The following is a 26997-nucleotide window of genomic DNA, read 5'->3' as shown; positions in this document are numbered from 1 at the left end:
CTATGAATGAAAGAAAGCAGGGGCGTAGAAGTGCTGAAGCAGCAGAACAAACTAAGTGTCTGATCCTTAAAGTGGCAGCAGATATGTTTTGTGAACTTGGTTACGAGCGTGTCTCGCTGCGCAATATCAGTGAAAAGGCTGGTGTTTCACATAGTTTGATCCGTCACCACTTCGGCAGCAAAGAGAAAATCTGGCAAGCGGTTAGCGATGCAATGGACGAGTTCATGCAGTGCTATATGGCTGAACTCATCAATGAAATGCCGGAGAACACACCTTCGAATAGAAAAATTTATCTGTTTATGGTTCGCATGCTAGCATTTGCTCTCGTCAATCCTCACCCAGTACAGATGATCGCCGATGCCATTCGACAAGGCGATGACGGTGCTCTGCTGCAGTATTTCTTAAAGTCAAAAGATGAGTTCGCTGCGATATTTACCGGAATTTTCGAGCAGTACAACAGCGAAAACCCTAATGCACAATTTGATCAGTGGGAATCAAAGTGGCAAATGTTGATCTTCGCACATGGTGCTGTCAGTCTCGCGCCAATGATGCAAGAAACATGGCCGGATATTGCAGATAATCGCGAAAAACTGCTGATCAAGCATTGGGAATTGTTTAATACCATTATGGCCTCTCAATTTGGGATCCCAAAAGAAGAGATGATTCATCCGGAAAAGCTTGAAGATATCGTTATTGATATGTGCTGTACTATTGATGAAGCAGTAAACTAAAAGTAAACAAGCGAAAAGAAGACATAAAAAATGCCGAGCTACAAAGCTCGGCATTTTTGTTTCAATTCGTTTTAACCACGGTAGTAGCGTTGTGGTACGAACGGCATTTTTTCAACTGTCATTGGTAGCATTTTACCACGCACTTCAGCGAACACTTCAGTACCAATCGCCGCCAAATCCGCACGAACATAACCCATTGAGACTGGCTTACCTGCATTCGGACCCGCCGTACCGCTGGTTACAACGCCAATTTTAACGCCGTCAGCATCAAACAGTTCAACACCTTCACGCACTGGCGCTTTGGTTTGACCTACTAGACCCACACGCTTACGCGCCACATCTTTAGTCTCAATCTGCTTAAGAATAATGTCTGCGCCAGGGAAACCACCTTCACGTTCACCACCAATACGACGAACTTTTTGGATACCCCATAGCAAGCTCGCTTCAACAGGTGTTGTTGTTGTGTCTAGGTCATGACCGTATAGACAAAGGCCACACTCAAGACGAAGTGAATCACGAGCACCAAGGCCAATCCATTCAACTTCATCTTCCGCAGTCAGTTTACGTGCTAGCTCTTCCGCTTTGTCAGCAGGAACCGAGATTTCGTAACCGTCTTCGCCTGTATAACCACTACGAGAAACAATGCACTCGGTGCCTAAAACATCGACTTTACAAATATCCATGAACAGCATTTCAGAAACTTCTGGTGCAAAACGCGCCAATACAGCCGCCGCTTTAGGGCCTTGGATTGCAAGTAGAGCTCGGTCTTCGATAGTTTCTAGCTCAACACCAGATGGTAAATGCGCTTGTAGGTGTGCGATATCTTGCGCTTTACATGCTGCGTTCACAACCACAAACAGATGATCGCCTAGGTTAGCCACCATCAAGTCGTCCATGATGCCGCCCTCTTCATTAGTGAAAAAAGCGTAACGCTGTTTACCAGACTCAAGATCCACAATATCCACTGGGACTAATGTTTCTAGGAACGCAGCTGCACCGTCACCAACTAGGCGAAGCTGTCCCATGTGAGAAACATCAAACAGACCTGCCGCATCACGAGTATGTAAGTGTTCCTTCTTTACGCCTAGAGGATACTGAACAGGCATATCGTAACCCGCGAACGGGACCATTTTGGCACCAACTTCAACGTGAAGTGCGTGTAGTGGTGTTTTCAGTAGTTCTTGAGTCATTTTCGTCTCCATTTAGATAGACCCGAGAATGCTATCGGCATTCGATGTGTTTCCAATAATAAACATGGCTCATTCTATTTTGCACGAACAAGACGTAGATCGACTTGCAAAAGTGTGACTCTTAACATTTTAATCACAACAAATCGTACAAAAAAAGCGCTTTAATGAGCAAGTTCTCATCAAAAAAGCGCTTTTTCATCATAACGACCACCAGCAGCAATCGTTTGCTTTCACTATAGGAAATTTACAAGTATTTATCACTATTTGGCTGTCACCCACAAAATGAGCGCATCTTCTTCGCTAACACTGGTCAACATATGTCCCATATTTGCATCGTAATAAACGCTGTCTCCCTCGCTTAAAACAACAGGTTCGTAAAACTCAGAATAGAACATGACCTCACCAGATAAGATAAGCAGAAATTCTTCGCCATCATGACGAACCCAGTCTTTATATTCATCAAAACTACGAGCTCGAATTTGGCTCTTAAACGGCATCATTTTCTTGTTGGAAAGTTGTGTCGCGAGCAGTTCGTGTTCATAGGTTTGTGTTGGGTGTGGTTTACCTTCATTCTTCTTGGTAACATCCCTGCGCCCTGTCGCTACCTTTTTTCTAGGTGGCTCAAAGAGTTGTGGCATGTCAATTTGTAAGCCAAGTGCCAATTTTTGCATCGCTTGAAACGTCGGGGAGATCTGCTCATTTTCTATTTTGCTCAGTGTAGATCGAGCAAGCCCGGTTCGCTGACTCGCTTCTTCTAATGTGATACCGAGTTTCGAGCGGATATCCTTAATACGCTGGCCCAGTTTTAACGGCTCGATATTTTGGTCATGTTGCTCTTTTGCCAACGTCATCGATGGGTATTCATCGTAAATACTTTCTGCCATAAATCCCTCTATAGATATCCATATTTTTTGTCTTACTCGCATTGTGCATGAAGCACATAGTGGATAGAAGTCCACCAAGTGAATTAAACCGTGCTCTTGTTAACAAATTTTGAAATCTTGTTTCCTATAGGAAATTTTTGGTTGATTGTTCCCGTCACAGGCGCTATGTTACCAACTTGTTAGATGTAGAGATGCATATTTCCGTAAGAGATTGGTAAAGGAAACACGCAATCCAACGGAGTTTTTGCCCAAATTTAGGGCCGGATGTTCACTCTGTTCTGCTACGCAGTTCAGCTGTTTTTGAGGACAAATGAACCACAACCGCAAATCATAACTCATCTATTGCGGGTTCATTTTCAGATTTGGAAGGTCAACTACCATGAATAAGAGTTACCCTAACCACAGCTTGGAAAACTTTTTCTCTACCAACCTCTCTGCGACAGATGATGCTGTCTTTGCTGGAATTCAAGCGGAATCCGCTCGCCAAAACGAACAAATCGAACTTATCGCTTCAGAGAACATTGTTTCTAAAGCGGTAATGCAAGCTCAAGGCACATGCCTAACAAACAAATACGCTGAAGGTTACCCAGGTCGTCGTTACTATGGTGGTTGTGAGCACGTAGATACAGTGGAAGCCATTGCTATCGAACGCGCAAAAAAACTTTTCAATTGTGAATACGCAAACGTTCAACCACACTCAGGCGCACAAGCAAACGGCGCAGTAAAGCTGGCACTGCTTCAACCTGGTGACACCATTCTTGGTATGTCTTTAGACGCAGGTGGTCACCTGACGCACGGCGCACGCCCTGCACTTTCTGGTAAATGGTTTAATGCAGTTCAATACGGTGTTGATCGCGAAACACTAGAAATTAACTACGAAGATGTTCGTGAGCTAGCACTTGAGCACCAACCTAAAATGATCATCGCAGGTGGTAGCGCTATTCCACGTACTATCGACTTTGCAAAATTCCGTGAAATCGCAGACGAAGTAAATGCAATTCTTATGGTCGACATGGCGCACATCGCTGGTCTTATCGCAACAGGCGCACACCCTAGCCCACTGCCACACGCACACGTTGTTACGACTACAACACACAAAACATTGCGTGGCCCTCGCGGCGGTATGATTCTTACTAACCACGAAGACATCATTAAGAAAATCAACTCAGCCGTATTCCCTGGCCTACAAGGTGGCCCACTGATGCATGTTATCGCAGCCAAAGCGGTCGCATTTGGTGAAGCGCTTGGCCCTGAATTTAAAACTTATATTGATTCGGTGATCAATAACGCAAAAGTCCTAGCGGAAGTATTGCAAACTCGCGGTTGCGACATCGTAACTGGTGGCACAGACACGCACCTAATGCTGGTTGACCTTCGTCCGAAAGGGTTGAAAGGCAATAAAGCAGAAGAAGCTCTAGAGCGTGCTGGGATCACATGTAACAAAAATGGCATCCCATTCGATACAGAGAAGCCTATGATTACATCGGGCATCCGTTTAGGAACGCCTGCGGGTACAAGCCGCGGCTTTGGCGCTGAAGAATTCAAACTCATCGGTAATTGGATTGGTGACGTACTGGACGGTTTAGTGAACAACCCTGAAGGTGACGCAGAAGTTGAAAAACGCGTTCGCAAAGAAGTAAAAGAACTTTGCAGTCGCTTTCCTCTATACCAGTAAACGATTTTTTTGAAATCATAATAATTCCTGACAAGTTATTCGGAGATTAAGCAATGGACAAAACACTGAAGTTTGCAGATAGCCACGAGTGGGTACGTGACAACGGTGACGGCACAGTAACAATTGGTATTTCTGAGCATGCACAAGAAATGCTAGGTGACGTGGTATTCGTTGACCTACCAGACGTAGAAGACGAAGTTGAAGCAGGTGAAAGCTTCTCTCTCGTTGAATCTGTAAAAGCAGCGTCAGACATCTACGCACCAATCACTGGTGAAATCGTAGAAATCAATGAAGAACTAGAAGACAGCCCAGAGCTAATTAACGAAGAGCCGTACGAAGGTGGCTGGATCGTAAAAGTGAAGATGTCTGATGTATCTGAACTAGATAACCTGAAAGACGCAGACGAATACCTAAACTCTATCGAAGAAGAGTAATTAGGATGTGACGAAAGCTGTTCCCTAGCCTGTTTAGAGAACAGCTTTTTTTCTAGGTTCGGACGTATAATTTAATTTATCAGTAACGCAAATCCGTTACCCGAACCAAGGAGTAGGTAAAGGACAATGACTGAATTACTTCAAAGCCTCAGCACACAAAACGAGTTCGTTGCTCGCCACAATGGACCAAACAAATCTGACCAACAGAAAATGTTGGAAGCGATCAACGCAGTTAGCCTAGATTCGCTTATCGACGAAACCGTACCAGCACAAATTCGCCTAGAGCAACCAATGAGCTTGGCAGAAGCGAAAAGCGAAGCAGACATGCTGGCAGCAATGCGTAAGTTCGCCGATCAGAACCAAGTTAAACGTACATTCATTGGTCAGGGTTACTACAACACCTTCACGCCGAACGTGATTCTACGCAACGTGATGGAAAACCCGGGCTGGTACACTGCTTACACCCCTTACCAACCAGAAATCTCACAAGGTCGTTTAGAAGCACTTCTAAACTACCAACAAATGGTGATGGATCTTACTGGTATGGAAATCGCGAACGCGTCATTGCTCGATGAAGCAACGGCAGCAGCAGAAGCGATGACACTTTGTAAGCGTGCGGGTAAAAGCAAGAGCAACGTATTCTTCGTTGCTGACGACGTTCACCCACAAACCATCGAAGTGGTAAAAACTCGTGCGAAATTCATCGGCTTTGAAGTCTTGGTTGGTTCTTTAGAATCACTACCAGAGCAAGACGTGTTCGGCGCACTAGTTCAATACCCAAGTACAACAGGTGAAGTTCGTGACCTAACGGACATCATCGCTAAAGCGCAAGCAAACAAAACACTAGTGACTGTAGCAACGGACCTTCTTGCTTCTACCCTACTTAAACCTGCTGGTGAAATGGGCGCAGACGTAGCAATCGGTTCAGCACAACGTTTTGGCGTGCCGATGGGTTACGGCGGTCCACACGCTGCCTTCATGGCAACACGTGACAAGCACAAGCGTACTATGCCAGGTCGTGTTATCGGTGTTTCTATCGATACTAACGGCAACCAAGCACTGCGCATGGCAATGCAAACGCGTGAACAGCACATCCGTCGTGAAAAAGCGACATCAAACATCTGTACTGCTCAAGCACTGCTAGCGAACATGGCGTCTTTCTACGCGGTTTACCACGGCGCAGAAGGTCTACGCACGATTGCTCGTCGTACGCACCACATGACAGCCATCCTAGCCGCTGGCCTAACTAAAGGCGGCTTCGAGCTTGCTCACAACAGCTTCTTCGACACCATCACTATCAACACAGGTGCACAAACTGAAGACCTATACGCGAAAGCACTAGCCGCAGACATCAACCTACGTAAGTTGGGTACTCAGCTAGGTGTGAGCTTCGACGAAACCACAACCGTGGCAGATGTAGAAGCCCTATTCGCAGTATTCGGTGTGAAAGAAGAAGTCGCAGCACTATCAACTGAAATCGCAGGCAACGAGTTTGCAGCCATTCCAGAAGCATTGCGCCGCACAACAGAATATCTAACACACCCTGTGTTTAACACGCACCACAGCGAAACACAGATGATGCGTTACCTAAAACAGCTAGAGAACAAAGACTTCTCACTCACGCACGGCATGATCCCACTGGGCAGCTGTACGATGAAGCTGAACGCAGCAGCAGAGATGATCCCAGTTACTTGGCCTGAGTTTGGTTCGATCCACCCGTTCGCACCAGCAGAACAAGCAGCTGGTTACGCAGCACTCGCAAAAGACCTTAAAGAAAAGCTATGTGAAATCACTGGCTATGACGCATTCTCACTACAACCAAACTCTGGTGCATCGGGTGAGTACGCAGGCCTTATCGCGATTCAACGCTACCACGAAAGCCGTGGCGAAGGTCACCGCAACGTATGTTTGATCCCAAGCTCTGCGCACGGTACTAACCCTGCGACAGCATCTATGGTGTCAATGAAAGTGGTTGTGGTTAAGTGTGATGAAGAAGGCAACATCGACATCGACGACCTAGCAGCGAAAATCGAGAAACACAAAGACAACCTATCAAGCATTATGATCACTTACCCTTCTACGCACGGCGTTTACGAAGAGAAAGTGAAAGAAGTGTGTGAAATGGTTCATGCCGCTGGCGGTCAGGTTTACCTAGACGGCGCTAACATGAACGCGCAGGTTGGTCTAACATCACCAGGCTTCATCGGTTCAGACGTTTCTCACCTAAACCTACACAAAACCTTCTGCATCCCGCACGGTGGTGGCGGTCCGGGTATGGGTCCTATCGGTGTGAAATCTCACCTAGCTCCTTTCTTACCAGGGCATATTGAAGACGGTGTAGAAGGCGCAGATTTCGCAGTATCAGCAGCAGATATGGGTAGCGCTTCTATCCTACCTATCTCTTGGGCTTACATCGCAATGATGGGCGAACCTGGCCTAACAGATGCAACAAAAGTAGCAATTCTGAACGCAAACTACGTGATGGAAACACTTCGCCAACACTACCCTGTTCTTTACCGTGGCAAAAATGGCCGCGTAGCGCACGAATGTATTATCGACATTCGTCCGCTGAAAGAAGAAACAGGTATCAGCGAAGAAGACATCGCGAAGCGTCTAATGGACTACGGTTTCCACGCACCAACTATGTCGTTCCCTGTAGCGGGCACGCTAATGGTTGAGCCAACGGAATCGGAAGATCTAGAAGAGCTGGACCGCTTCTGTGATGCGATGATCGCTATCCGCGAAGAAATGGAGAAAGTGAAAAACGGTGAATGGCCACTGGATAACAACCCACTTGTTAACGCGCCACACACTCAAGTTGATCTTTCAGCTGAAGATTGGGACCGCCCTTACTCTCGCGAGATTGGCTGCTTCCCGTCTAAAGCGACCAAATCTTGGAAGTACTGGCCAACGGTAAACCGCGTAGATAACGTATACGGCGACCGTAACCTAATCTGTTCATGCCCAAGCATCGATAACTACGAAGATTAATTTTTGTAGTCTCTAAATCGACAAAGGCGAACCGTTTGGTTCGCCTTTGTTTTTGGTGTGCCGCCCTAACATTTGTTGATACATCGAGAAGGAATGATGGCTAGTTATTGTTTGCACAAAAGTGATTTAGAAATACAGTGACTTCTGAGAACCTTTGAATTAGCACTAATATCTCAGAGCCTTAAAAGCTTGTTGGAAACTCCTCATGAACACTATGTTATGCAGGTGCTATGTAGTTTCTAGTTCAGTTGCAGTAAGTCCCATTTATTACCATAGAGATCTTGGAACACCACCACTGTCCCGTATTCTTCCACACGAGGCTCTTCATTAAATACAACACCATTTTTCTTCATCAACTCGTAGTCACGCCAAAAATCATTAGTTTGCAGAAACAGGAAAACACGGCCACCTGTTTGATTTCCTACTGCATGCGTTTGCTCCGGTGTACTCGCTTGAGCTAAAAGTAGGTTTGTACCATTGGAGTTTGGAGGAGAAACTTGAACCCAGCGTTTACCACCACCTAGGTTGGTATCTTCAACCAGAGTGAATTGAAGTTTTTGAGTATAGAATTCGATAGCATCGTCGTAATTTTCAACGACTAGAGCAATGTTTCCGATTTGCTGCTGAACAGTTTTGGCCATGATGATTTCCGCTGTGTCAAAACGCTAATTGTACGCTATTTTGAGACTTTTCTAGAAAGCACGTAACGCCTTGCAAATGTTTAAGGCACACAATACGAATGTTTACGCACAGCGCCTTTGCCACTAGAACCTACAAACAATACAGCTACCACAAGTGTCGAATCTTGATTGAGCAACTCATCAAAGCCTTAGCTATAACTCAAGAGCAAATCTCTAACCTAATAACGAAGGCTGCTCGTATACCACGGTATTATAGTTCTTCTAGTTTTCCCTTAGCTAAATCTTCTTGTTGCTTAAGGAACATGAAGAAGTTTGCCTCACTGATAAACGGGTTACCGCTTGTACCGAGCTTCTTCCTATTTTCAAAAAGGAAATTTTTATGTGGATGGTTCGAAAGGTTAACGTTCACAATAGGTGCCTGTAGTGAAATTTTTCGAATTTTCTCCATGCTAGTCAGGAACTGGCCAATAACTTCTGGATCATTGCTACTTACGCTATGCCCACCAACGATAAAAGCACGATATTGTTCGCCATTATCTTCAACAGTGAAGTCTAAGGAATAATCACCTTCCGTGTGGCCAGGTGTGAGATAGAACTTAAACTCATGTCCACCAATAGCCATAGAGCTATCGCTTTTTATCTCTATGTCTAAATTTGGAGGAAGGAACTTGTTCTCACCTTCGCTTTTGTTTGATTGCTGTATAGATAGTTCATGAGCGCTTTTGGTCATCACGACTTTGGAACCATACTTCTCTTGAAGTAACTGGGCGCCCCCAACGTGGTCAGAATGCCCATGAGTTACCAATATGTGCGTTATTGGCTTATCTTTTAGCCCTAGCTTCTCTAGGTTGATAGGTATCCACTCAGAGTAAGGGAAGTCAAGCGTATCAATGATAACGAGTCCGTCGTCTGTAGCAATGGCATATGATGAGACCCACTTGTCTCCTACATAATAGACATTATCAAACATTTGAAATGGTTCTACATAACCGTTCTTATCATTCATTGCTGGAACATATTGACTTAAGGAAGCAAAAGACGAAGCACTGAAAAGTAAACCTACAATAATTTTTTTCACGAAATCACACACAAATATATCCTTAATAATTTCTTATAGAACCTCGCGGATGAGAAAGCTCTAAACGATTTTCAGAGGCAAATACAACTGCAAATACTTTCTACTTAGCTTGAGTTTTAGCTGACCGAATCACTTGTAAACTCGAATCCCATTAACTGCCTATGTATTCATGATTCTTTTAGAGGTTAAATAAATGAACTCAATTGAAGCAGAGTCATGAAGCTTCACTTGAGGTTACCGGCACAGCACAATGTGATAAACCTCTTTCAAGCAAACATTTGAATGCGATTTTTCCAATTTAAGACATGTTCAATAAATGCATCAACTCTTGCAGGCCTTTTATCGCGGTCTCGATACATAATGAATACTTCTTTACCCGAGCATTGCCATTCTGGCAACAAAGGCAGCAGGTTATGTTGATCATGATTTAGCTCATGAAAGTAATAGGTTGGAATCCAAGCAATTCCTAAACCATGGATGACGGCGTCTCTAACTAGTAGTACATCATTTGAAGTGAATTGAAACTTTAGCGGACGATCAAATGTTTCATTGGTGATTTGATTAACTAATTTCCATTGGCTGTCGTTGTTTACCGTAATTAGGCGATGATGAACAAGTTGTTCTGGATGGGTAATCGGTTGGTGTTGTTCTAAATAGCTTCGTGATGCACAAAGCGCAAATGGAATCGACCATAATTTCTGAGCAATCCAGTCTTGTTCAATAAGATCACCAAGACGAAAACTAACATCGACACGGTTAGATACAAGATTGATTTTTTCATTCTGTACATCTAAATCGATACATATCTTCGGATGTTGCTCTGCAAATTCATAAACGCACCGCTTTAACCACATCTGTGTCATGTTAATTGGCGCTGATATTTTGATCGTTCCGCTTAAAGACTGACGCTCAGTCGCAATTCTCGATGTCACATTATTTAAGCTAAGAAGTAACGGCTCACAGAGTTGATAATATTTTTCGCCATCAGTTGTTAACGCAAAGTGGTGTGCACTGCGGTTAAATAGTCTGCAATTTAAGTTTGTTTCCAGCCTTTTTAACTTCCGGCTTAGCGTGGCTAACGGGACATTAAGACGCTCAGATCCTTGTGTTAGGCTTTGATAGCGAGCAACAGAAACGAATAACAAAAGGTCATCCAAAGAGTGACGTTCCATATTTGGGATTAACCCTCTTAAATTTGGCTATTAAAAATCAAATATGAAATATATAGCATTATCGCGTCAAGTTAATTTTTATCAGGAAGATCTATGTCTAAGCATTTATCAATTTGGTGCGGTGTTGTTGTCGCTATCTTTTTTTGGTCTAGTAACTTTAACGTAATAAAGGCTATTAATAGCGATGTCTCTCCTTTGGATTCAGCGACGTTACGATTTTCCGTTGCAGCTTTAATACTCTTACTGATAAGAGGTACTAAACGCTCTCCATATGGAGCCAAACTCACACGAAAAAGTATGTTGTCGTTGTTTGTTATAGCAACCGTGGGTGTAACTATCCAAAACTTCTCTATTTTCTCTGCAATGAGATTTACTACCCCAGTTAACGCAGCGGTTGTTCAGGCAAACCTACCACTTGTCACTATCTTGTTGTCGGGCGTTATTCTCAAGACTTCCATTTCGGTTAAAACTATTTTAGGTGCACTAATCAGTTTTTGTGGAGTGGTAATCGTCATTACAGGGGGAAATATTCATTCTATTAGCAGCAATAGTAATATTGGTGATCTATACATGTTATTTGCTTTAATTAGTGGGTGTTTATACACAATTCTAGCGAAGCGTTTAACATCTCATATCCCAGTAACTCAGCAGTTACGTTGGGTGTTAAGTATTGGTGCCATTCAAATGGTCGCTATAGCGATGTACCACGGCGACTTTAGCCGTAGCTTAAATGCCATAACATTTAAAGACCTAGCATTAATAGCTTACATGAGCCTGTTTGGAACTTTGATTGCTTATTACTTTTGGATGAAAGGCGCTATCGTTCTTGGTCCAGATAAGATGTCTCCATTATTTAATATTATGCCGGTATTCACTCTACTGATTTCGTTCATTTCTGGTGAGCAGGCTCAATGGGAAAATGTTTTAGGCGTCTTTATCGTTGCGGCTGGTGTGTATATAGGTAACTCAGCACCTTTTGCTCGTTTACGGAAGGTGGTGGAGTAAAAATAGAAGCCAACCTTAAGTCGCATTATTTAGAGCAATACTTTGTTAATTGGCATAAGTTTTCTTGGTTTCCAATAGGTACATTTTTTCGCTTTCGTCGTTCACTCTTTTATCTAACTTTATTGAGTGCATGTCGAAAATCTTCAATCTTTTGCTAAGAGCGTTTTTTACTATGTAAAAAACAAAGGAGAATGACCATGAAAAAACGACTCAACTATATTGAAGTAGCGCCAAAAGCAATAGAAATCCTATACGCTCAGGAAGCTTACTTCCATGAACAATTTAGCCAATCAGAAACTATGAACATGATCATATGGGAACTGGTTAAGTTACGCATATCGCAAATCAATCAATGTGCATTTTGTATCGACATGCATAGTAAAGATGCGCTTAAGTTAGGTGAAAAGCCGGAACGCATATGGGGGCTTAGTGCATGGAAAGATATGCCATTCTACAGCGATGCAGAACACGTTGCACTAGGTTGGGCTGAATTACTAACTGCTGGCCTACCAGTAGATGATGATACCTATCAGCTGACCTTGAATACCTTCGGAGAAGAAGCTATGGTCAACCTAACAATTGCAATCAACGCGATCAATAGTTGGAACCGAATAGTTAAGGCATTTAAGCCAAAGGTTGGAGTCTATAAACCTCGATAATTCTATTTGACGGTTCTTACTTGTAAGCCACTGCTTATACCTCAACTTAATAGGATGAAAAGTACATGTGTATCACTTTCTCATTTAAGTTGAGGTTAAATAGGATGATTCATTTGAACTTAGAATTTGATATTTTAAAACCTCAAAAGGCTTTAGCTGGCTATGTTCAAGCCATTTGGTCAGCATCCGTCAAACCTGATACGACGCAAACCGTACGTAAACAATTACTCAGTGATGCTGGTACAGGTGTGGTATTCATTTTACAGAATGAAGTACAAATGGATGGTGAGTGGCAAACGCCAGGGGTTGTCCTACTACCTATAAGCATTCTGGCACATCAGGTCTGCCTACCGCCAGGTGCGGTGATGACTGGCGTACGCTTTCATCCTGCTGTTAGTTATCAACTATTTGGTAAACGTCTAGAACAGCTATTGCGGATTCAAGACGACCACCCTTTGGCTTCTTCTGCGCTAGCAACATTTGAGTCTCTGCAAACAGCGCGTTCGCCATATGCAAGGATTTCTACGTTATATCGCTGGGTTCAAACACTGATTGACGAATATGAACCGCGGTATGTCGGCCACATTATTGACCAACCTACAGGGACCATCAGTCAGCGCCAGAGAGAGCGCAATTTTCAGAAATGGTTGGGGATTACTCCTAAACATTACCAACGCATTAAACGAGTTAAGCACACTTTAGAGCAACTCCGAGCGCAACCCGATCTTACTTTATCGGAGTTGGCGCTAGAGCAAGGTTTTTCCGATCAAGCACACATGACTAGAGAGTGTAAGCAGATTGCGCGCATGACACCGAAGCAGTATGTCCGAAAGAGAAACCTCTAAACCTTATTAGCTTTCTACATCAAACCCAATTGATTCAGAATCGACCATATACTTGTTACAATGTTCGATCATATATCACCTACTTTTTCGATCGCTCATTCCAGCTTGATGTGAGTTGGTTAGCTCGCTTTTGATGCCGCGTGCCGCTCTACCATAAACGCGATCGCTTCTTCATTTAAGCAAGATTTGCTGATGTATTGGCGTTGTTTACCAAGGTGAAGGATAAAGCCCAAATCAGTTTGTTCGAGGTGGTCGATATCATTCCAAGCGAGGCTGCAGTCAACTTTACCGCTTTTGTAGCGCACGCCATCTGCATTCACTTCAAACACCACTTTACTGCCGCGACTTGAGCTGATGGTTTGACGCCACAGCCACCAAGTTCTTTTGAAGTAAACGCTACACGCTTCAATCACACTCAATACGATAAAGAACCAACCGACATAACCGTTAGGTAGCAGTTCAAACTCCAATAAAACCACACCAAAGATAAGAAACAGCATCCCTTTTAGGTACGCTTGTGGGAACTTCGTTGGCTGGCTAGTTTGATCATAACACTCAGCAAAGAAAGGTTTGTCGAGTATGTATTCTGTAGTGAATTCGAAATCTTTAGACATGTATGGTTACTTCAAGGCTTCTGTAAATGAGTAATCTTGGTTGCACTCTCGCAACACCTGCATTGTAGCGCTTCTCGGGATTTATCTTTAGTCCTTTTGATTTTGTTTTGTAAATCAATGATACCGCCACGCCAAAAGACCTCGGTGCACTCGCCAAGATCAAACAAGGCGAACCATTTGGCTCGCCTAGTTAATTAATGACCTATATGACTTATGAGGTTTTCTACTTTAGAGGGTCGTTGTCTGGCAATGCACTGTGTATCCAGACTGCCAGTCGGTGTTTGATGCTTGCGCCGTCTAGCTTGCTTTCCGGTAATGGGGTGATCTGTTTGGCATCAACCAAGAATAGGTAAATCGCTTTTACTCTTAGAGGTTGTGGTGACTGAGGAAGGTCAAAGCCTTGTAGCTTCGCCATCTTCCCACCAATCTCTAGTGCCTTCTTAACCAGTTTGTCTTCATTGTGAAGTTTGGAGCTTTTTGACATTGATAAATCCTCTTCTTCGCTTCAATTAAGAATACATGAAGTGCCACGTATGGCGTGTTAGTAAGCTCGCATATTGATAAGTTTATGCCTTATTACCGAGTAACTGATTGAAAAACGACCTTAATTCGTCATCACCAAGATTGAGCAGGTAGTCACCAACATACCATTCAATGATCGATTGATTTGGATGTGCCGTGACTTGCGGGTTACCAAACCAAATGCCCTTTTCCGTGGCAAACGTGTATTGGAGTTCTTTCAACTCTTCGCAGCTAAATGGCAGGATAAGGTGCAACATGTTTGCTTGAGGCTGGGTTGGTCTTACCGCCAAAGTTGGGAACTCTTTAATGATCTTGTAGATCTGCTTTGTTCGCTCAAACAGAGCTGGCATTTGTGCCAACCTTTCATCAAACTGCATCGCCGCAGACACCACATAAGGTGTTCTGTGATACAGGTTGCCACCTTGGCGCTTCATCCACATTGAGGCCAGTTCAATGAACGCCTTTGAGCCAAGCAGCATAGAGCCGCCCATGCCGTTGATGCCTTTGTAAAGTGAAACATAGGTCGTATCAAAACTAGCGGCGATCTCGCGGTATTCTTTCTGATAGTAAGCTGCGGTTTCCCATAGTCTTGCGCCATCCATGTGGAGATGAATGTCATTTTCGGCGCAGTACGTTTTAATTTCTTCTAGTTCTTGCCATGAAGGTAGCTGACCGCCAATTTCTCGCATTGGGAGTTCATAAAGAACGGCTGCGATTTCATCCGGCCACGCAGTGAGATCCTCAAGCTTCCATGTTTGATAAGGGTTCCCTACTGGCAAAATACTAAAGCGATGTTGAAGCTGATAACCTTGTTTTTCATGCACCGGAATATGGCTAGATGCGTGCATGGCGACAATAGGATTACGCTTTTGTCTTGTGACAATTTCAAGCACCGTTGGTTGCGTCATCGTTCCTGTTACAACAAAAAGCCCTGCCTCGTAACCCAGCAGATCGGCAACCTTTTGCTCGAACGCTTGAATCGTTTCTCCATCGCCGTAGACATCGTGATTAACGTTGTTTTCTCCGCACCACTTCGCCATTTTCGCAAAGTGTTCGGCTGGAGAATCTTCTTTATTACCGGAGAGATGGGTATGACAAAGCTGTTTTAGGTGGGCACTCATTGTTCTGTCCTTTGAATCAAAGTTTCAACAATGTAACTTGTTAAAACGGAGGCGTAAACTGCATTTTCGCGATGCATTTTCTGCTTATGCTTCCATGCTGAACCTCCGATTGGACATAGATTTAACTTAAGAGTGATTTACGCAGAACGAAGATCATGCTCACCGTAAACAAGCCATTTCGGTAAATATGCGGCTTCTGGAATCGTCCAACCATACTTATCGTATGCCAATGCAGCAAGACCAGTCAGTTTCAGAGAAACATTTCCTTTTGGCGAATAGCGAACATCTTCATTCATGTAGAACTGGTAATGCGCCTCTAACGCATCCCTCAGTGCTTCTTGATAATGCGCCTCATCGCCATCGATAATGGCAACAAACACATTCACAAATGGAATAAACAAAGAGTGTACATATGGCACTCTGGTTGATTCTAAGTATTGCGGGGAGGATTTCTCCATCACAGTTTGCAATAACTCTGGTAACGCTGATGAATTGCTAAATACACCGTTAACGAACTCGACTAGCGCAACATCGAATGGATCTTTTAAACGCACTAACGACTCATCCATGATGGTCATCAGCTCTACGCAGCGCCAATCTCTCGCGGCCATCGCTAAACAGATTTCATCCAACCAAGCATCCATCGTTCCCCCTGCAATAGAACGGTTACCTACTTCCGAAAAATGTCGGTGCCCAACGGAGAATTCAACCACTTTGTCTGAATGATTGGCCAGCAAGTACACGTTATTCAGTAACTCAAGCGCTCTTTTTATATAAGCTGGCGAGGCCTGATGTTGTCCGAATTCGGAAGCGGTGAAGAATGCCTCAAGCGAATCCCAAGCGTCGCCTTTCATTCTTTTCAGAGGGTGCTTATAAAAAGATTGATTTTCATCAAGCATTCTTTCCCAGAAGCTGTAAAAATTTTCGTCTTCTTCACGAAAAATACGCAATTTTCTTTCTTCAGGTATATCTAAATAGTGATTTTTTATTGTTTCCATCGTTCCCTAGCCTCGCATTATAAGTTGTTCTAATTTTTTGCTGTGATGATATTCATCCTCAAAATCAAGCCGTGAATGATGCCGAAGTTGATTTATAAAATCAATTTATAATCAGTATGTTGTATCGAAAGTTAATGCTTAATTGAAATGAATCGAAAAGCCGAAAAACATTTGAAATATAAGGCTACCGCACAAGCCGCGATGGGTAAGCCAGAACGTACCTGTCCATAAACAGTGGACGACGAACACTGACTTTGTGGAGTAAAGATAGACAGATATTCACCATTGTGTTCGCCTTTCTTTTTCTGTCGCTTTCGATAATACTCTTGCGCAACATTACTCAGCTGGAAAATTTTATGCCTCAAGCAAACTCTGTGGTCGTACTCGACTTTGAAACCACAGGTCTCTCTCCTACTTTAGGTGATCGCGCAATAGAAATTGGTGCAGTAAAGTTAGTCAATGGCGAGGTTGTCGATAGTTTTCAGCAACTCATGAATCCCGGTTTCAGAGTGAGTTCTTTCATTGAGAACTACACCGGCATTACCAACAATATGTTGCGATCGGCACCAAGCTGCGAAGAGGTAATGGCGTCATTTAGTGAGTTCATTGCAGGCGAAAACCTTATCGCTCACAACGCGTCCTTCGATAAACGATTTTTAGATGCGGAGCTTGAACGAATCAACTGTGGTTATTCGGGTGAGTTTGCTTGCTCCTTACTAGTGGCAAGACGGCTCATTCAAGAAGCCCCATCACATAAGCTAGGTGAACTTGTTCGCTATAAAAATATCGACAACGACGGTGTTTTCCACCGAGCACTAGCCGATGCGCAAATGACAGCCAAGCTTTGGCTCTTAATGGTCGAAGGGATAGAAAACTCAGGCGTCGAAAAACCAAGTTTTCAGTTGATGCAAACGGTCAGTAAAACAGCCAAAGGAAAAGTCGACCTGCTACTCGCCAAAAGCCGTGCGTAACCCCCTCCGAACTAAAAGCTGATTCTAGTCTCTTCGACGTTTAAGTGATTTTCGATATACATGCGATATTGGCTATATCTGTCAATATCGCAGTGCTTCTTATTCAAAACAAAGATCGCCTGGGTCACTCTATCCTCCAAAACTTCTAAAAAAATCGTGAATTATGTCTCACCGATTTAGATACTCGCTATAGTCACTCGAGACAATACGCAACAATTCGAGGTGTATTCACTGACTACTGATTTGTAAGCGATGATCAACAATGTTTTTCTGTTCTTAGAACAGTTTGCAGCTTTACTCATACTCGTACTGATTTCTGTTTTTGCTGTTGGCTTTTTATTTTTTGGTAAGGAAGCTCAAGAGTTTACACCAAGCATAAAAGGACGTATTACGAAGAACGATACCCCCATAAAGAATGCAAATGTAGTACTTACCATTCGGTCAGAAAATCGTTCTTTCGAACGTAGCTTCACCACGAATACAAATGGGGAATTCAAGTTTGATCCTGTTTTCAGAAAAAGGAATAAAGTTCTAAGTATTTTCGACGGTCTATTTCAAACAATATGCAGTGTAGAAGTGACCACAACCGTTGCCAATCAAAAGGTTGTTATTTGGAAAGGAGTTTTCAGGCATCATGTCATCGGTATGAAGGAAAGAGTAAATATGTCTAATTTAAACTGCGAAGCCACCAACCCCATCAGAAAGTTTGAATTTCAATCCCATGGGGATTCCGTAAGTAGTCAATGTGACTTAAGTGATTACTTAAAAGTAAACAGATAGAGTAATGTTTACTCTATCAAACTCCTCAACTTCCTAATCCGAAAGCGGTAGTTCGCTGGTCTCACCAACCAAACTGGCTTACTACGCCAGGTACCTAAAACGCTTTGTGAGTCACTCATGAGCAGAAAAAATAACAAAAATCTCAGCATTCTTCTTAAACTCAACACCTTTGTTTCACCTTATAAATGGCGTGTTGCTGCTGCCTTAGTTGCCCTAATCGCAACAGCCAGCCTAACGCTATCCGTCGGCTACGGCGTGCGCATTCTTATCGATCAAGGCTTTGCTCAGCAATCACTGCAAGAGCTTACCAATGCGATTCAGTTTATTGTCGGTGTCACATTGTGTATTGCCATTGGGACTTTCTTTCGCTTTTACCTTGTCTCTTCCGTAGGTGAGCGCGTTAGTGCGGATATTCGCCTTGCGGTGTTTAACCATGTGATTACGCTGCATCCGAGCTATTTTGAAACCAACAGTAGTGGCGACATTATGTCGCGCTTGACTACCGATACCACATTGCTGCAAAGCATTATTGGTTCATCGTTCTCGATGGCGATGCGTAGCGCTTTGATGTGCTTTGGTGCCATCATTATGTTATTCGCTACCAACGTTAAGCTCACGCTGATTGTGCTTGCTTCTGTGCCTTTGGTTCTGGTTCCGATTTTGTTTTATGGACGACGCGTGCGTGCTCTCTCTCGCCAAAGTCAGGACTCAATGGCCGATGTTGGCAGCTACGCAGGTGAAGCGATAGAACATATTAAAACCGTGCAAAGCTTTAGCTCAGAGTCGCATGAACGAGCGGCTTTCGCTGTCGAGGTGGAAAAAGCGTATGAAATAGGCAGACAGAGAGTAAAGCAGCGAGCGATCCTGATATCAGGCGTTATTGTGATTGTGTTCAGCGCGATTTCAGGCATGCTTTGGATAGGCGGCAGCGATGTGATTCACGGAAAAATGTCTGCGGGAGACCTAGCCGCATTTGTGTTTTATGCCATTATGGTTGCCTCATCGACTGCAACCATTTCCGAAGTCATGGGTGAATTGCAAAGAGCCGCAGGTGCTACCGAACGGCTGATTGAGATCCTTCAAGTAGACAGTGATATTAAAGCGCCAAGCAACCATTTGCCTGTCCGTTCCGACATGCGTGCTGAGGTTAACTTTAATTCGGTGAGTTTCAACTACCCTTCTCGCCCAAATCAACCAGCTATCAAAGAGTTAAACCTAACCGCTGATCAAGGAAAAGTGTTGGCGTTGGTCGGCCCTTCTGGTGCCGGTAAAACAACACTATTCGAACTGCTGCAACGATTTTATGACCCACAGCAAGGGCAAGTGTTGTTTGGTGGTGAAGATATTCGACAGTTCGACCCAAACGAGCTTCGACGTCAAATGGCGCTCGTACCACAACAACCAGCGCTGTTTAGCCATGATGTTTTTCATAATATTCGCTACGGTAATCCTGAAGCGACGGATGAACAAGTTATCGAAGCCGCGAAAAAAGCCCATGCCCATGAGTTTATTGAGAAGCTTCCCGAAGGCTATCACAGCTTTTTAGGCGAGCGCGGCGTTAGGCTATCGGGCGGACAAAAGCAGCGCATTGCGATTGCTCGCGCGATTCTAAAAGATCCAAAAATCTTACTGCTAGACGAAGCTACCAGCGCCCTTGATAGTGAAAGTGAACATCACGTTCAGCAAGCACTTGAAGCTCTAATGAAAGGACGCACAACGCTGATCATTGCTCATCGTCTTTCGACTATCCAACATGCGGATAAAATTGCGGTGCTCGACAATGGCGAATTAGTCGATGTTGGTAACCACCAATCATTAATGCAAAGCTGTGAGTTGTATCAGCGACTTGTGGCATTGCAATTTAAGCACTTGGAGTAACGCCTAGTTAAGCGCTCAAAAATAAGCAAAGGCGGCCCAAATAATTTAATAACAGGAGTTTAACGATGTTTTTGTGTCAGTCCAGCGAGCCTTGGCGAGACTAGGAATCTAATAGCTGCGCTCTGAGTGGTTAATGAGATATTTTAGACCATGAAGAGCTAGGATAGAAGATCCCACATCATGTCCCATCGTCGCTGTACAAGGTGACGAAATACAAAAGATGCCACTCGCAGTTAAACGAGCGGCATTAAACCAAGCAGCTCGCCTTTTAACAAAGGAATTCCAGTAACCAGCGTATTCTCCCTTCAACTAGAAACACTCGTTCACAACTACCATATAAAACCCAATCAGCTTCACTTGTAACAATTCAGGTTTCAAAAATAGGAAATCATTACTGAAAAAGTTTACCGCGTTTTGTGTTGCTATCTATGGTTACAATATTCGAGACATCAATGCCTTTAAACCAAGCAACACAAAAGCGGCACCGATATGAACAGCGAAGCGAATCAACTATTTTCTTATCTATGTCAGCGATACGATGCGCTTTCTCAAGAGCTTGAGTCTCGCCCTTTTCCTGAATTTTCTGAGACTATTACTCATCCTCTTGGGCACTGTTTAGTCCGTTGCCCAGCAGGTAGCCAACGCTTTTCTATTGTAGCAGTCAACTTTGCACCCTCCGTTCGCGGGCAAGGCGTGCTTACTGCATTTATCGACTACATCAAAAGCAATCCATACCACTACCAAGGTGTTGAGGTTGCAATCATTGAAAACAAGAACTTAGCTAAACGACTTTTGTCTCTTGGCTGGAAGTACAAGTCCCTGTTTGGCAAAATTTTCTTCGCTAGCAAGCCGACCCTAGTAAAGGACTTTCAGTCTACGTAATGGTTATTACGACACCGCATCGGTATCCAAAGTAAAGCCATCACTCAAAATCCGTAAGCATGTTGAAAAAAACTTGGCGATCTTCTGCAGTACTTCCTCGATGAGCAGTGTATTCAACGTGCGCGTCTGCGCTGGCTTTTGGGGATAGATTGATGCCCCATAACGCATTAATTTGATTTGGTACGATGGAATAACGCATATCAACAATTCGCATTTCATTATTCGGATCCTTCGCTACAAAACCGTTTGAAAACCAACGGAAACGTTCGATGTCTTTTGCTTGTTGCGATTGCGGGTTTAGCCACGGAAATTGCTCTTTTATATTTAACTTTGGAGTTGATTCGCCAGGGTAAATTTTTATTGAACGCCCTACCCTTACTGCATCTACATAGTAGTTATCTTCCGTTTCATAAATCAGCTTCCAAACCAAAAGGTTACTAAAGCTTGGTTTGGCTTTTAACTGTATAGCCTTGTGTTGACGCTCTTTGACGATTTCCCAACCAGCTGCTTCTGCTCTATCTCGTTGGATCATTCCAAGGCTTAGGTAAGCCAGACACCATAAAAATGCAATGCGGGCATAGTTTGGGCTTCGCTTCAGTGCTGCAAACAAAAGCAATATTAAAATAGGGAGTGTGAACGCGGGGTCGATTACCGAAATAGTGTTCCAAGCATAACGCGTGTTGCTTATCGGCCATAGAAGCTGTGTTCCATAACTGGTGCATGCGTCTAATAACGCATGGGTACTATAACCAAGCGCGCAGTAAAACCAACTCTGCCGGAAGCTTAGTCCTCGCTTTTTTGCGAACAATGGATACAACAACAAAGCACAAATGAAACTACCAAACGGGATAAACAAGAGCGAGTGAGTAAATTGGCGATGGTATTCCAAATACAGCAAAGGATCAGTTGAAGAACGGATTAGCACATCTAAATCCGGAGCCATCCCAGAGACCACGCCCAACACGCCAACAACTGCAAGGTTTCGCTTGTTGCTCACCGCCAGTGGCAAAGCTGCACCCAATAAACCTTGCGTTAACGGATCCATCGTTCACTTCCTTTAGATAGATGAAGCTCAGCTGGAAAGCGTACACGCTCAATAGTCGGTTCCAATTTAAAAACCAGAAGGTTCTTCGACATAAATTATCCGCATTTAAGTGGAAAACAATACACGACTTAGTCATGCATTTGCTTGTTTAGCAACAAACACCTTGATTTAGTGTAAGAAGGAATCACGCCGTTCGCTAGTGAACGAACAAATCTGAGTCTAGGCTTGTTTGGTATTTCAAACCCGAGGGTTTATCTGACGCGAAAAAACAAGGCGAACCAAATGGCTCGCCTTGTTTCTAATTTACTGAACGATAAACGGCAGGCGTTTAGTCTTGAGGATTCTCTTTCGCGTTGATTTCAGCGTAAGTGTGTAGCAGCTCCGTCAATGTTTTTACCCACGCAAAAACATCCGAAGGTGCATTTTCGATTAGTTTTTCCACTAGAGCACAGTGTGTTTCTAGCGTGATGGCCTCTTCCAAACGGAATGAGATCGCGTAGAAATGCCAAAGCACCAATCTCGTCATTCGCTCGCTATTTTGCTTTGCGTTGTCTGAGTCATCAAACGCTTGTTGAATTTCACTCAGTGCGATTGCTGTCATGCGTAGCATTGCATCAAGACGTGCAGACAACATGCGATCTTCACTATCCACTTCTTCTTGATCAAAAGTGAACAACTCATTCATCACGTCTTCTGGCACCATTTTACTGATCATACGAGCACTAAACTCTTCCAGCTCATGGCGAGGCATAGTTACAAGACAATCGAAGGTGTAATCACGAAGCATAAAATCACTCTAGGTTAGAAATCAATTTCAGCCTCGCATTCTAAATATTGAAATTTCAATTGCCAGTGTTAATTTCTATCCATCTACGAAAAACTACAAAACACCGTTGATTGCAATACCAACACCAATCCGCTGCTGATTATGATCATAGTCGATCAAGCTCTTACCATAACCCGCTGAGTATTGTGCGTACCCCTGAACTTTGCCCCAAATCGGAAATGACACACCCAGTTCTGCAAAACCCTTATGTGTTTGAAAGTTCTGGCGACCTAAAAAGGTAAACTCGTAACCATTCCACTTGTAAGCACTCGATAGCTCAAAGTGTCCCATATAGTCTTCGATATTCGGGTTATCATCACCTTTGGGATCATTAGGCGATGTCTTTTCATCTTCAGGTATACGCCACCAAGGCTGGATAGAAACCGCAAAATTGTCTTTTGCAAAGGTTAAGTTGGCATAGACACGGTTCCAACTGCGCGATAGCTCCTGTCTCTGACCGTTAGACTCATGTTCAATACCAAAACCTAACCAAGTCGAACCATCAAGTGGTTTCCAGTCTGTTGGGGTGTAGTAAAAAAGCTCTGGACGATAATTGGTTTCACGGAATGGACGAGATGCTGCACCCGTGTATACCTGCCAAAATGATTTAAGAGTCATTCCAAAAAACAGACCATCTCCATCAAACAACAAGTCATCATAGTTCATTGGTACTTTAAAACTGATTTGGAACTCCGCCTCTTCCTTACGCAGTTCATCGCCGTATTTGGTGTCGGCATACGCGCGTTTATTTACACGATCACTGTATGTAAACGGAAGAATATAGTTAACGCGATGCGCGACTAGGCTAAACGGTTCGAACGCGTTTTCTCGTTCTGATTCCAAACGCTTGTCGACCAAACTTTCCTGAAGTTCTTCAGGCTCTTCAATTTCTGGATCTGCGGGCACTGTGCTGGTTACTGTGTCAAGCTCACACTGCGCGCGAATGCTCTTTATGGTTTCTTCACCTTTGCTTTGCTTTATTTTGTCTAGCAAACATAAATCATAAGCACTGGCTGTTTCTCCCATCGCAACTGGCGCTGCCAATAAACTCAGTATTGATATCCCTGCCACTTTTGAAGCCATCTGAAACCCTTAATATTCTTTATGTCAAACCAGATAATTTTAGTTTTTCTTGGTAAACCGCTTGCCATTCTGACGTTAAGGCAATGTTAAATGTCCGCCGACTTTACGTCTTGGATAAATGCAACAGACTTTAGACATATCGGTCAACTATGATCAAAGCGCAAAAAACAACCAAGAGTTGAGCATCATAGATAAAAACCACTCGTTTGCATGATGCTCATTTTATCTATGCAAAATACTGGCTCGTAACTTTGATTGCAAACCCGGCTATGAATAAACCCAAACCATAACCCAAATGCGCCAATGTGCTAAGAAAACGGGCTTTCCAAGGTGTTGGGGTTTTACTCGCAGCAAAACCAAGTCCTAGACAAGGTTGAATGACCAAAAATGGGAAGATCAACGTTACCACGCCTGTAATTAAGCTGGGCATTAGACTGGGCTCTACCAACCAATGATGACCAAAAACAGTAACGTGAGCCAAAGCGAAAGTAACGCCGATGGCATAATGCAAAAACCAGCCAAGTGACTTTTCTCCCGGCATCGCCTCTGACGCCATAATTGGCGCATGCATAAGCTTTCCTTGGGGCATGTACAAAACCCAGCGCGCAACCAACGCATAGTTTAATGAAGGAATACCAAACACTCTCCTTTGTAACCATGCCCATAAATCCATTATCAAAGTGGCACCAATCCCTATTAGCACCGCTTGCAATCCCATTAAAAGCAGCATTTTTCTCTCCTCAAGTTTTTGATTTGTTAAGGTCTTAGTTGCATGCTACAACTTAAAGCCAACTTGAAGTCAATGGGGAATAATATGGATATTGCAGAAGTGGTTAGAAAATCAGGATTGCCGACTTCAACGCTCAGGTACTACGAACAGCTGGGGTTAATTCGCTCGATAGGAAGGAATGGATTGAGACGCCAATATTCACCAGAGGTACTCAATACACTCAATTTAATTAGTTTGGGGCGTATCGCTGGAATATCGCTTAACGAAATGGCAGAAATGTTGAATCAATCAGAAGTTTCAAAGCCATATATCGATCGTGACTTACTAACGAAAAAGGCACTTGAGATTGATGAGCAAATAAAACGTTTGAAAGCGGTGCGAGACAGCCTAAACCATGTTGCCACCTGCCCTCATGAGTCACATATGGACTGTTCTTCATTTCAAAGGCTTATGAAGGTCGTAAAGCGTTATGTCCCCCAAAAGCAGAGATAAACCGCTCTCCCTACCGTCCTATTCTTGATTTACAAGGAAGTAACTCGCGGTTGTGAGTTACTTCCTTTCATATTACTTAGCTTGCGATTTTACGTACTTCTTCACTTTTTTCATCGCCATTTTTTGCTTTAACGGTGAAAGGTAATCAATGAACAAGTTACCAGATAGGTGATCAATTTCGTGCTGCATCACAATCGCCAAGAACTCATCGCTCTCGATTGTAATCGGGTTGCCATCACGGTCTAGTGCAGAAACAACAACTGACGTGTAACGCTCTACATCTGCGTAGTACTCAGGAACAGATAGGCACCCTTCTTGACCAAGTGCTTTGTTTTCTCCGCTCACCACTTCTGGGTTAACCAAGATTAAAGGATCATTGCGTTCGTCAGAGATATCGATGACAACAACCGCCTCTTTTCTGCCTACTTGGGTTGAAGCTAAACCGATACCATTGCCCGTTGCGTAAAGTGTTTCTAGCATATCGTCTATCAGCGTTTGTACTGTCGATACATCAGTGACTTTTTCTGCTTTTACTTTAAGCCTTGGGTCTGGAATGGAGAGAATTTCGAGGACTGCCATACTTACCTTTCATATCTATAAATCGTAATTCGTGGCGAATTATACACACGTTTCTCGATACATAAACCTGCTAAGCTATCTTGCGCACAAGGCATAAACCATTAACTCAAACTACAACACAATAAATGGGTTTGCCTTTTAGATAAAAATCCTACAAACAGGAAACTAAAACGCCAGCACATTATGGCTGACGTCTTGTCATGATCCTAATTGAATCGTTTGTTGTATTTTATCTACTGACTTTCCTTGGCTTTGAGTAATACTCTAATCGCCATTTTCTCACCACTTTTTAAAATTAAGTAGGCGATGCCAATCGTTATTAGCATTATGATAGCAATAAAAATACTTACCCCACCGAGCTCAGATAATAAATAAAACGGAGAAATATCTAACGACATTAAGATAAGAGAGAACACTACCAAACTTGCTAAAGTCCACAGTAAAACAGCATACCATCTTGTTTTTGATGGCATTACATCTCCAGTCTTGTAGCCGAAGTAATAACCAACACTCATGGCTGGGATTAACGTGCTAAGAAAGCCTGTACCACTCATTTCTATCCCAACAATATATTCAATGGCCAACAGCAATGCAGCCCAACAAACGGACGCCAGACACAACAGAGACGTAACAAGAAGTACCGATGGTGGCTGGTTTATTTCTGATTCTGAATAGTTACTTTTTAATTCCACTTTCATTTCCTTCCATTTATTTGAATAAAATAAGCGTTTTAGATCATGCTTCCGCTTGGACAACCTAGAGAAACAACACCGCCATAACTCGTTGTTGGTGTAGCTACCATGACTAAATCAACAGGAAGAAACACAACGTCCGTTGCTAACGACAAAGGAATGTCAATCAATGATAGTGGGTATAACGCGATAGAAGTAATATCAGCTCTTAAATAGCAAGGTTGTCGTGCGACTGATAACGCGGTGCCTGAAAACGGCTTTCCGTATCCGCCACCAGCATGCGCATCTATAGACGAACACCCCACCATTAAAGATGCTGACACCACAAGAAATACAACTTGTAGCTTTTTAAATAGTTTTATTTTCATTTAACCTAGATTCCAACTAACTATTATTTTTACAACTAAACCCTCTCTCAAATTGTATGTTCAATGAATTTACTCATATGGGCCAAGTGCAACCATGTTAATACGTTCTAT

28 protein-coding genes are annotated in these 26997 nt (G+C 43.3%); 12 read left to right on the top strand and 16 right to left on the bottom strand.

From position 1 onward, the window contains the following. Positions 1 to 2: 2 nt before the first annotated feature. Entirely contained in the window at positions 3 to 731 is a 729-nt protein-coding gene (gene vdeR, locus R7Q41_RS08200) for an efflux transporter transcriptional repressor VdeR (protein WP_005376423.1), read from the top strand. A gap of 71 nt (positions 732 to 802) precedes the next feature. On the opposite strand, the gene gcvT is transcribed toward vdeR, so the two are convergent. Beyond that, positions 803 to 1921: a glycine cleavage system aminomethyltransferase GcvT gene (gcvT, locus tag R7Q41_RS08195; RefSeq protein WP_182017085.1), complete on the bottom strand. Its 1119-nt coding sequence runs from the start codon at positions 1919 to 1921 to the stop codon at positions 803 to 805. Positions 1922 to 2181: 260 nt separating this feature from the next. Continuing rightward, positions 2182 to 2805, bottom strand: coding sequence for a helix-turn-helix domain-containing protein (locus R7Q41_RS08190; protein ID WP_005376429.1), 624 nt, complete (start codon positions 2803 to 2805; stop codon positions 2182 to 2184). A 379-nt stretch (positions 2806 to 3184) separates the two neighbouring features. On the opposite strand from R7Q41_RS08190, the gene R7Q41_RS08185 reads away from it, so the two are divergent. The 3 genes from R7Q41_RS08185 to gcvP all read left to right on the top strand — a co-directional run bounded on the left by R7Q41_RS08185 (position 3185) and on the right by gcvP (position 7905). Next, positions 3185 to 4480 (top strand): serine hydroxymethyltransferase, encoded by a 1296-nt coding sequence (locus tag R7Q41_RS08185; RefSeq protein ID WP_005376430.1) that lies wholly within the window; start codon positions 3185 to 3187, stop codon positions 4478 to 4480. 53 nt (positions 4481 to 4533) lie between these two features. Further along, complete coding sequence (gcvH, locus tag R7Q41_RS08180) at positions 4534 to 4914, top strand: glycine cleavage system protein GcvH (protein ID WP_005376432.1); 381 nt, start codon at positions 4534 to 4536, stop codon at positions 4912 to 4914. Positions 4915 to 5040: 126 nt separating this feature from the next. Then, positions 5041 to 7905, top strand: a complete 2865-nt coding sequence (gcvP, locus tag R7Q41_RS08175) for an aminomethyl-transferring glycine dehydrogenase (RefSeq protein ID WP_042520777.1) — start codon at positions 5041 to 5043, stop codon at positions 7903 to 7905. 239 nt (positions 7906 to 8144) lie between these two features. Here the strand turns inward: gcvP and R7Q41_RS08170 are convergent, their stop codons facing one another. The 3 genes from R7Q41_RS08170 to R7Q41_RS08160 all read right to left on the bottom strand — a co-directional run bounded on the left by R7Q41_RS08170 (position 8145) and on the right by R7Q41_RS08160 (position 10796). After that, positions 8145 to 8546 (bottom strand): VOC family protein, encoded by a 402-nt coding sequence (locus R7Q41_RS08170; protein WP_005388788.1) that lies wholly within the window; start codon positions 8544 to 8546, stop codon positions 8145 to 8147. A 250-nt stretch (positions 8547 to 8796) separates the two neighbouring features. Beyond that, entirely contained in the window at positions 8797 to 9624 is an 828-nt protein-coding gene (locus R7Q41_RS08165; RefSeq protein WP_225452537.1) for an MBL fold metallo-hydrolase, read from the bottom strand. Positions 9625 to 9890: 266 nt separating this feature from the next. Beyond that, entirely contained in the window at positions 9891 to 10796 is a 906-nt protein-coding gene (locus R7Q41_RS08160) for a LysR family transcriptional regulator (protein ID WP_025767809.1), read from the bottom strand. 93 nt (positions 10797 to 10889) lie between these two features. Here R7Q41_RS08160 and R7Q41_RS08155 point away from each other — a divergent pair, with 93 nt between their 5' ends. The 3 genes from R7Q41_RS08155 (at position 10890) to R7Q41_RS08145 (ending at position 13305) form a co-directional block, all read left to right on the top strand. Next, positions 10890 to 11801: a DMT family transporter gene (locus R7Q41_RS08155; protein WP_025767810.1), complete on the top strand. Its 912-nt coding sequence runs from the start codon at positions 10890 to 10892 to the stop codon at positions 11799 to 11801. A gap of 197 nt (positions 11802 to 11998) precedes the next feature. Beyond that, the gene (locus R7Q41_RS08150; protein WP_005376442.1) at positions 11999 to 12460 is read left to right on the top strand and encodes a carboxymuconolactone decarboxylase family protein; all 462 of its coding nucleotides are present in this window, start codon (positions 11999 to 12001) and stop codon (positions 12458 to 12460) included. Positions 12461 to 12564: 104 nt separating this feature from the next. Next, positions 12565 to 13305, top strand: coding sequence for a helix-turn-helix domain-containing protein (locus R7Q41_RS08145; protein WP_172563782.1), 741 nt, complete (start codon positions 12565 to 12567; stop codon positions 13303 to 13305). A 119-nt stretch (positions 13306 to 13424) separates the two neighbouring features. Here the strand turns inward: R7Q41_RS08145 and R7Q41_RS08140 are convergent, their stop codons facing one another. The 4 genes from R7Q41_RS08140 to R7Q41_RS08125 all read right to left on the bottom strand — a co-directional run bounded on the left by R7Q41_RS08140 (position 13425) and on the right by R7Q41_RS08125 (position 16560). Next, positions 13425 to 13919, bottom strand: a complete 495-nt coding sequence (locus tag R7Q41_RS08140) for a YcxB family protein (RefSeq protein WP_318144462.1) — start codon at positions 13917 to 13919, stop codon at positions 13425 to 13427. A gap of 223 nt (positions 13920 to 14142) precedes the next feature. Then, on the bottom strand, positions 14143 to 14403 hold the full coding sequence (locus R7Q41_RS08135) for a DUF5062 family protein (protein ID WP_005376453.1): 261 nt from the start codon (positions 14401 to 14403) through the stop codon (positions 14143 to 14145). Positions 14404 to 14485: 82 nt separating this feature from the next. Next, the gene (locus R7Q41_RS08130; RefSeq protein ID WP_193837991.1) at positions 14486 to 15562 is read right to left on the bottom strand and encodes a threonine aldolase family protein; all 1077 of its coding nucleotides are present in this window, start codon (positions 15560 to 15562) and stop codon (positions 14486 to 14488) included. Positions 15563 to 15699: 137 nt separating this feature from the next. After that, positions 15700 to 16560 (bottom strand): immunity 49 family protein, encoded by an 861-nt coding sequence (locus R7Q41_RS08125; protein WP_318144461.1) that lies wholly within the window; start codon positions 16558 to 16560, stop codon positions 15700 to 15702. A 356-nt stretch (positions 16561 to 16916) separates the two neighbouring features. On the opposite strand from R7Q41_RS08125, the gene R7Q41_RS08120 reads away from it, so the two are divergent. From R7Q41_RS08120 to R7Q41_RS08105, 4 genes are all read left to right on the top strand, one after another. Next, the gene (locus R7Q41_RS08120; protein WP_005376459.1) at positions 16917 to 17531 is read left to right on the top strand and encodes a PolC-type DNA polymerase III; all 615 of its coding nucleotides are present in this window, start codon (positions 16917 to 16919) and stop codon (positions 17529 to 17531) included. Between the two features lie 252 nt (positions 17532 to 17783). Then, a complete protein-coding gene (locus R7Q41_RS08115) occupies positions 17784 to 18311 on the top strand; it encodes a DUF6795 domain-containing protein (protein ID WP_033906518.1) in 528 nt (175 codons plus the stop codon). A gap of 117 nt (positions 18312 to 18428) precedes the next feature. Beyond that, positions 18429 to 20189, top strand: coding sequence for an ABC transporter ATP-binding protein/permease (locus R7Q41_RS08110; RefSeq protein WP_318144460.1), 1761 nt, complete (start codon positions 18429 to 18431; stop codon positions 20187 to 20189). A 489-nt stretch (positions 20190 to 20678) separates the two neighbouring features. Next, positions 20679 to 21071: a hypothetical protein gene (locus tag R7Q41_RS08105; protein ID WP_238762571.1), complete on the top strand. Its 393-nt coding sequence runs from the start codon at positions 20679 to 20681 to the stop codon at positions 21069 to 21071. A 40-nt stretch (positions 21072 to 21111) separates the two neighbouring features. Here R7Q41_RS08105 and R7Q41_RS08100 read toward each other — a convergent pair whose 3' ends face one another. The 4 genes from R7Q41_RS08100 to R7Q41_RS08085 all read right to left on the bottom strand — a co-directional run bounded on the left by R7Q41_RS08100 (position 21112) and on the right by R7Q41_RS08085 (position 24755). After that, positions 21112 to 22116 (bottom strand): metal-dependent hydrolase, encoded by a 1005-nt coding sequence (locus tag R7Q41_RS08100; RefSeq protein WP_238762572.1) that lies wholly within the window; start codon positions 22114 to 22116, stop codon positions 21112 to 21114. Between the two features lie 328 nt (positions 22117 to 22444). After that, entirely contained in the window at positions 22445 to 22903 is a 459-nt protein-coding gene (locus R7Q41_RS08095; RefSeq protein WP_005388759.1) for a hypothetical protein, read from the bottom strand. A gap of 93 nt (positions 22904 to 22996) precedes the next feature. Further along, positions 22997 to 24025: a phospholipase A gene (locus R7Q41_RS08090; RefSeq protein ID WP_318144459.1), complete on the bottom strand. Its 1029-nt coding sequence runs from the start codon at positions 24023 to 24025 to the stop codon at positions 22997 to 22999. A gap of 226 nt (positions 24026 to 24251) precedes the next feature. Beyond that, positions 24252 to 24755 (bottom strand): DUF2938 domain-containing protein, encoded by a 504-nt coding sequence (locus R7Q41_RS08085; protein WP_318144458.1) that lies wholly within the window; start codon positions 24753 to 24755, stop codon positions 24252 to 24254. Positions 24756 to 24839: 84 nt separating this feature from the next. Between R7Q41_RS08085 and R7Q41_RS08080 the strand changes: the two genes are divergently transcribed. Then, entirely contained in the window at positions 24840 to 25247 is a 408-nt protein-coding gene (locus tag R7Q41_RS08080) for a helix-turn-helix domain-containing protein (RefSeq protein WP_021707542.1), read from the top strand. 72 nt (positions 25248 to 25319) lie between these two features. Here the strand turns inward: R7Q41_RS08080 and def are convergent, their stop codons facing one another. The 3 genes from def to R7Q41_RS08065 all read right to left on the bottom strand — a co-directional run bounded on the left by def (position 25320) and on the right by R7Q41_RS08065 (position 26886). Further along, entirely contained in the window at positions 25320 to 25826 is a 507-nt protein-coding gene (def, locus tag R7Q41_RS08075) for a peptide deformylase (RefSeq protein WP_005388756.1), read from the bottom strand. Between the two features lie 233 nt (positions 25827 to 26059). Next, on the bottom strand, positions 26060 to 26524 hold the full coding sequence (locus R7Q41_RS08070) for an ABZJ_00895 family protein (protein ID WP_017820978.1): 465 nt from the start codon (positions 26522 to 26524) through the stop codon (positions 26060 to 26062). Positions 26525 to 26556: 32 nt separating this feature from the next. Further along, the gene (locus R7Q41_RS08065) at positions 26557 to 26886 is read right to left on the bottom strand and encodes a YceK/YidQ family lipoprotein (RefSeq protein ID WP_053349143.1); all 330 of its coding nucleotides are present in this window, start codon (positions 26884 to 26886) and stop codon (positions 26557 to 26559) included. Between the last annotated feature and the right edge of the window lie 111 nt (positions 26887 to 26997).

The organism is Vibrio sp. 2096 (genome assembly GCF_033339595.1).
In the GTDB taxonomy this organism is placed as follows: domain Bacteria; phylum Pseudomonadota; class Gammaproteobacteria; order Enterobacterales; family Vibrionaceae; genus Vibrio; species Vibrio alginolyticus.
This window is presented reverse-complemented; position numbering and strand designations above follow the sequence as displayed.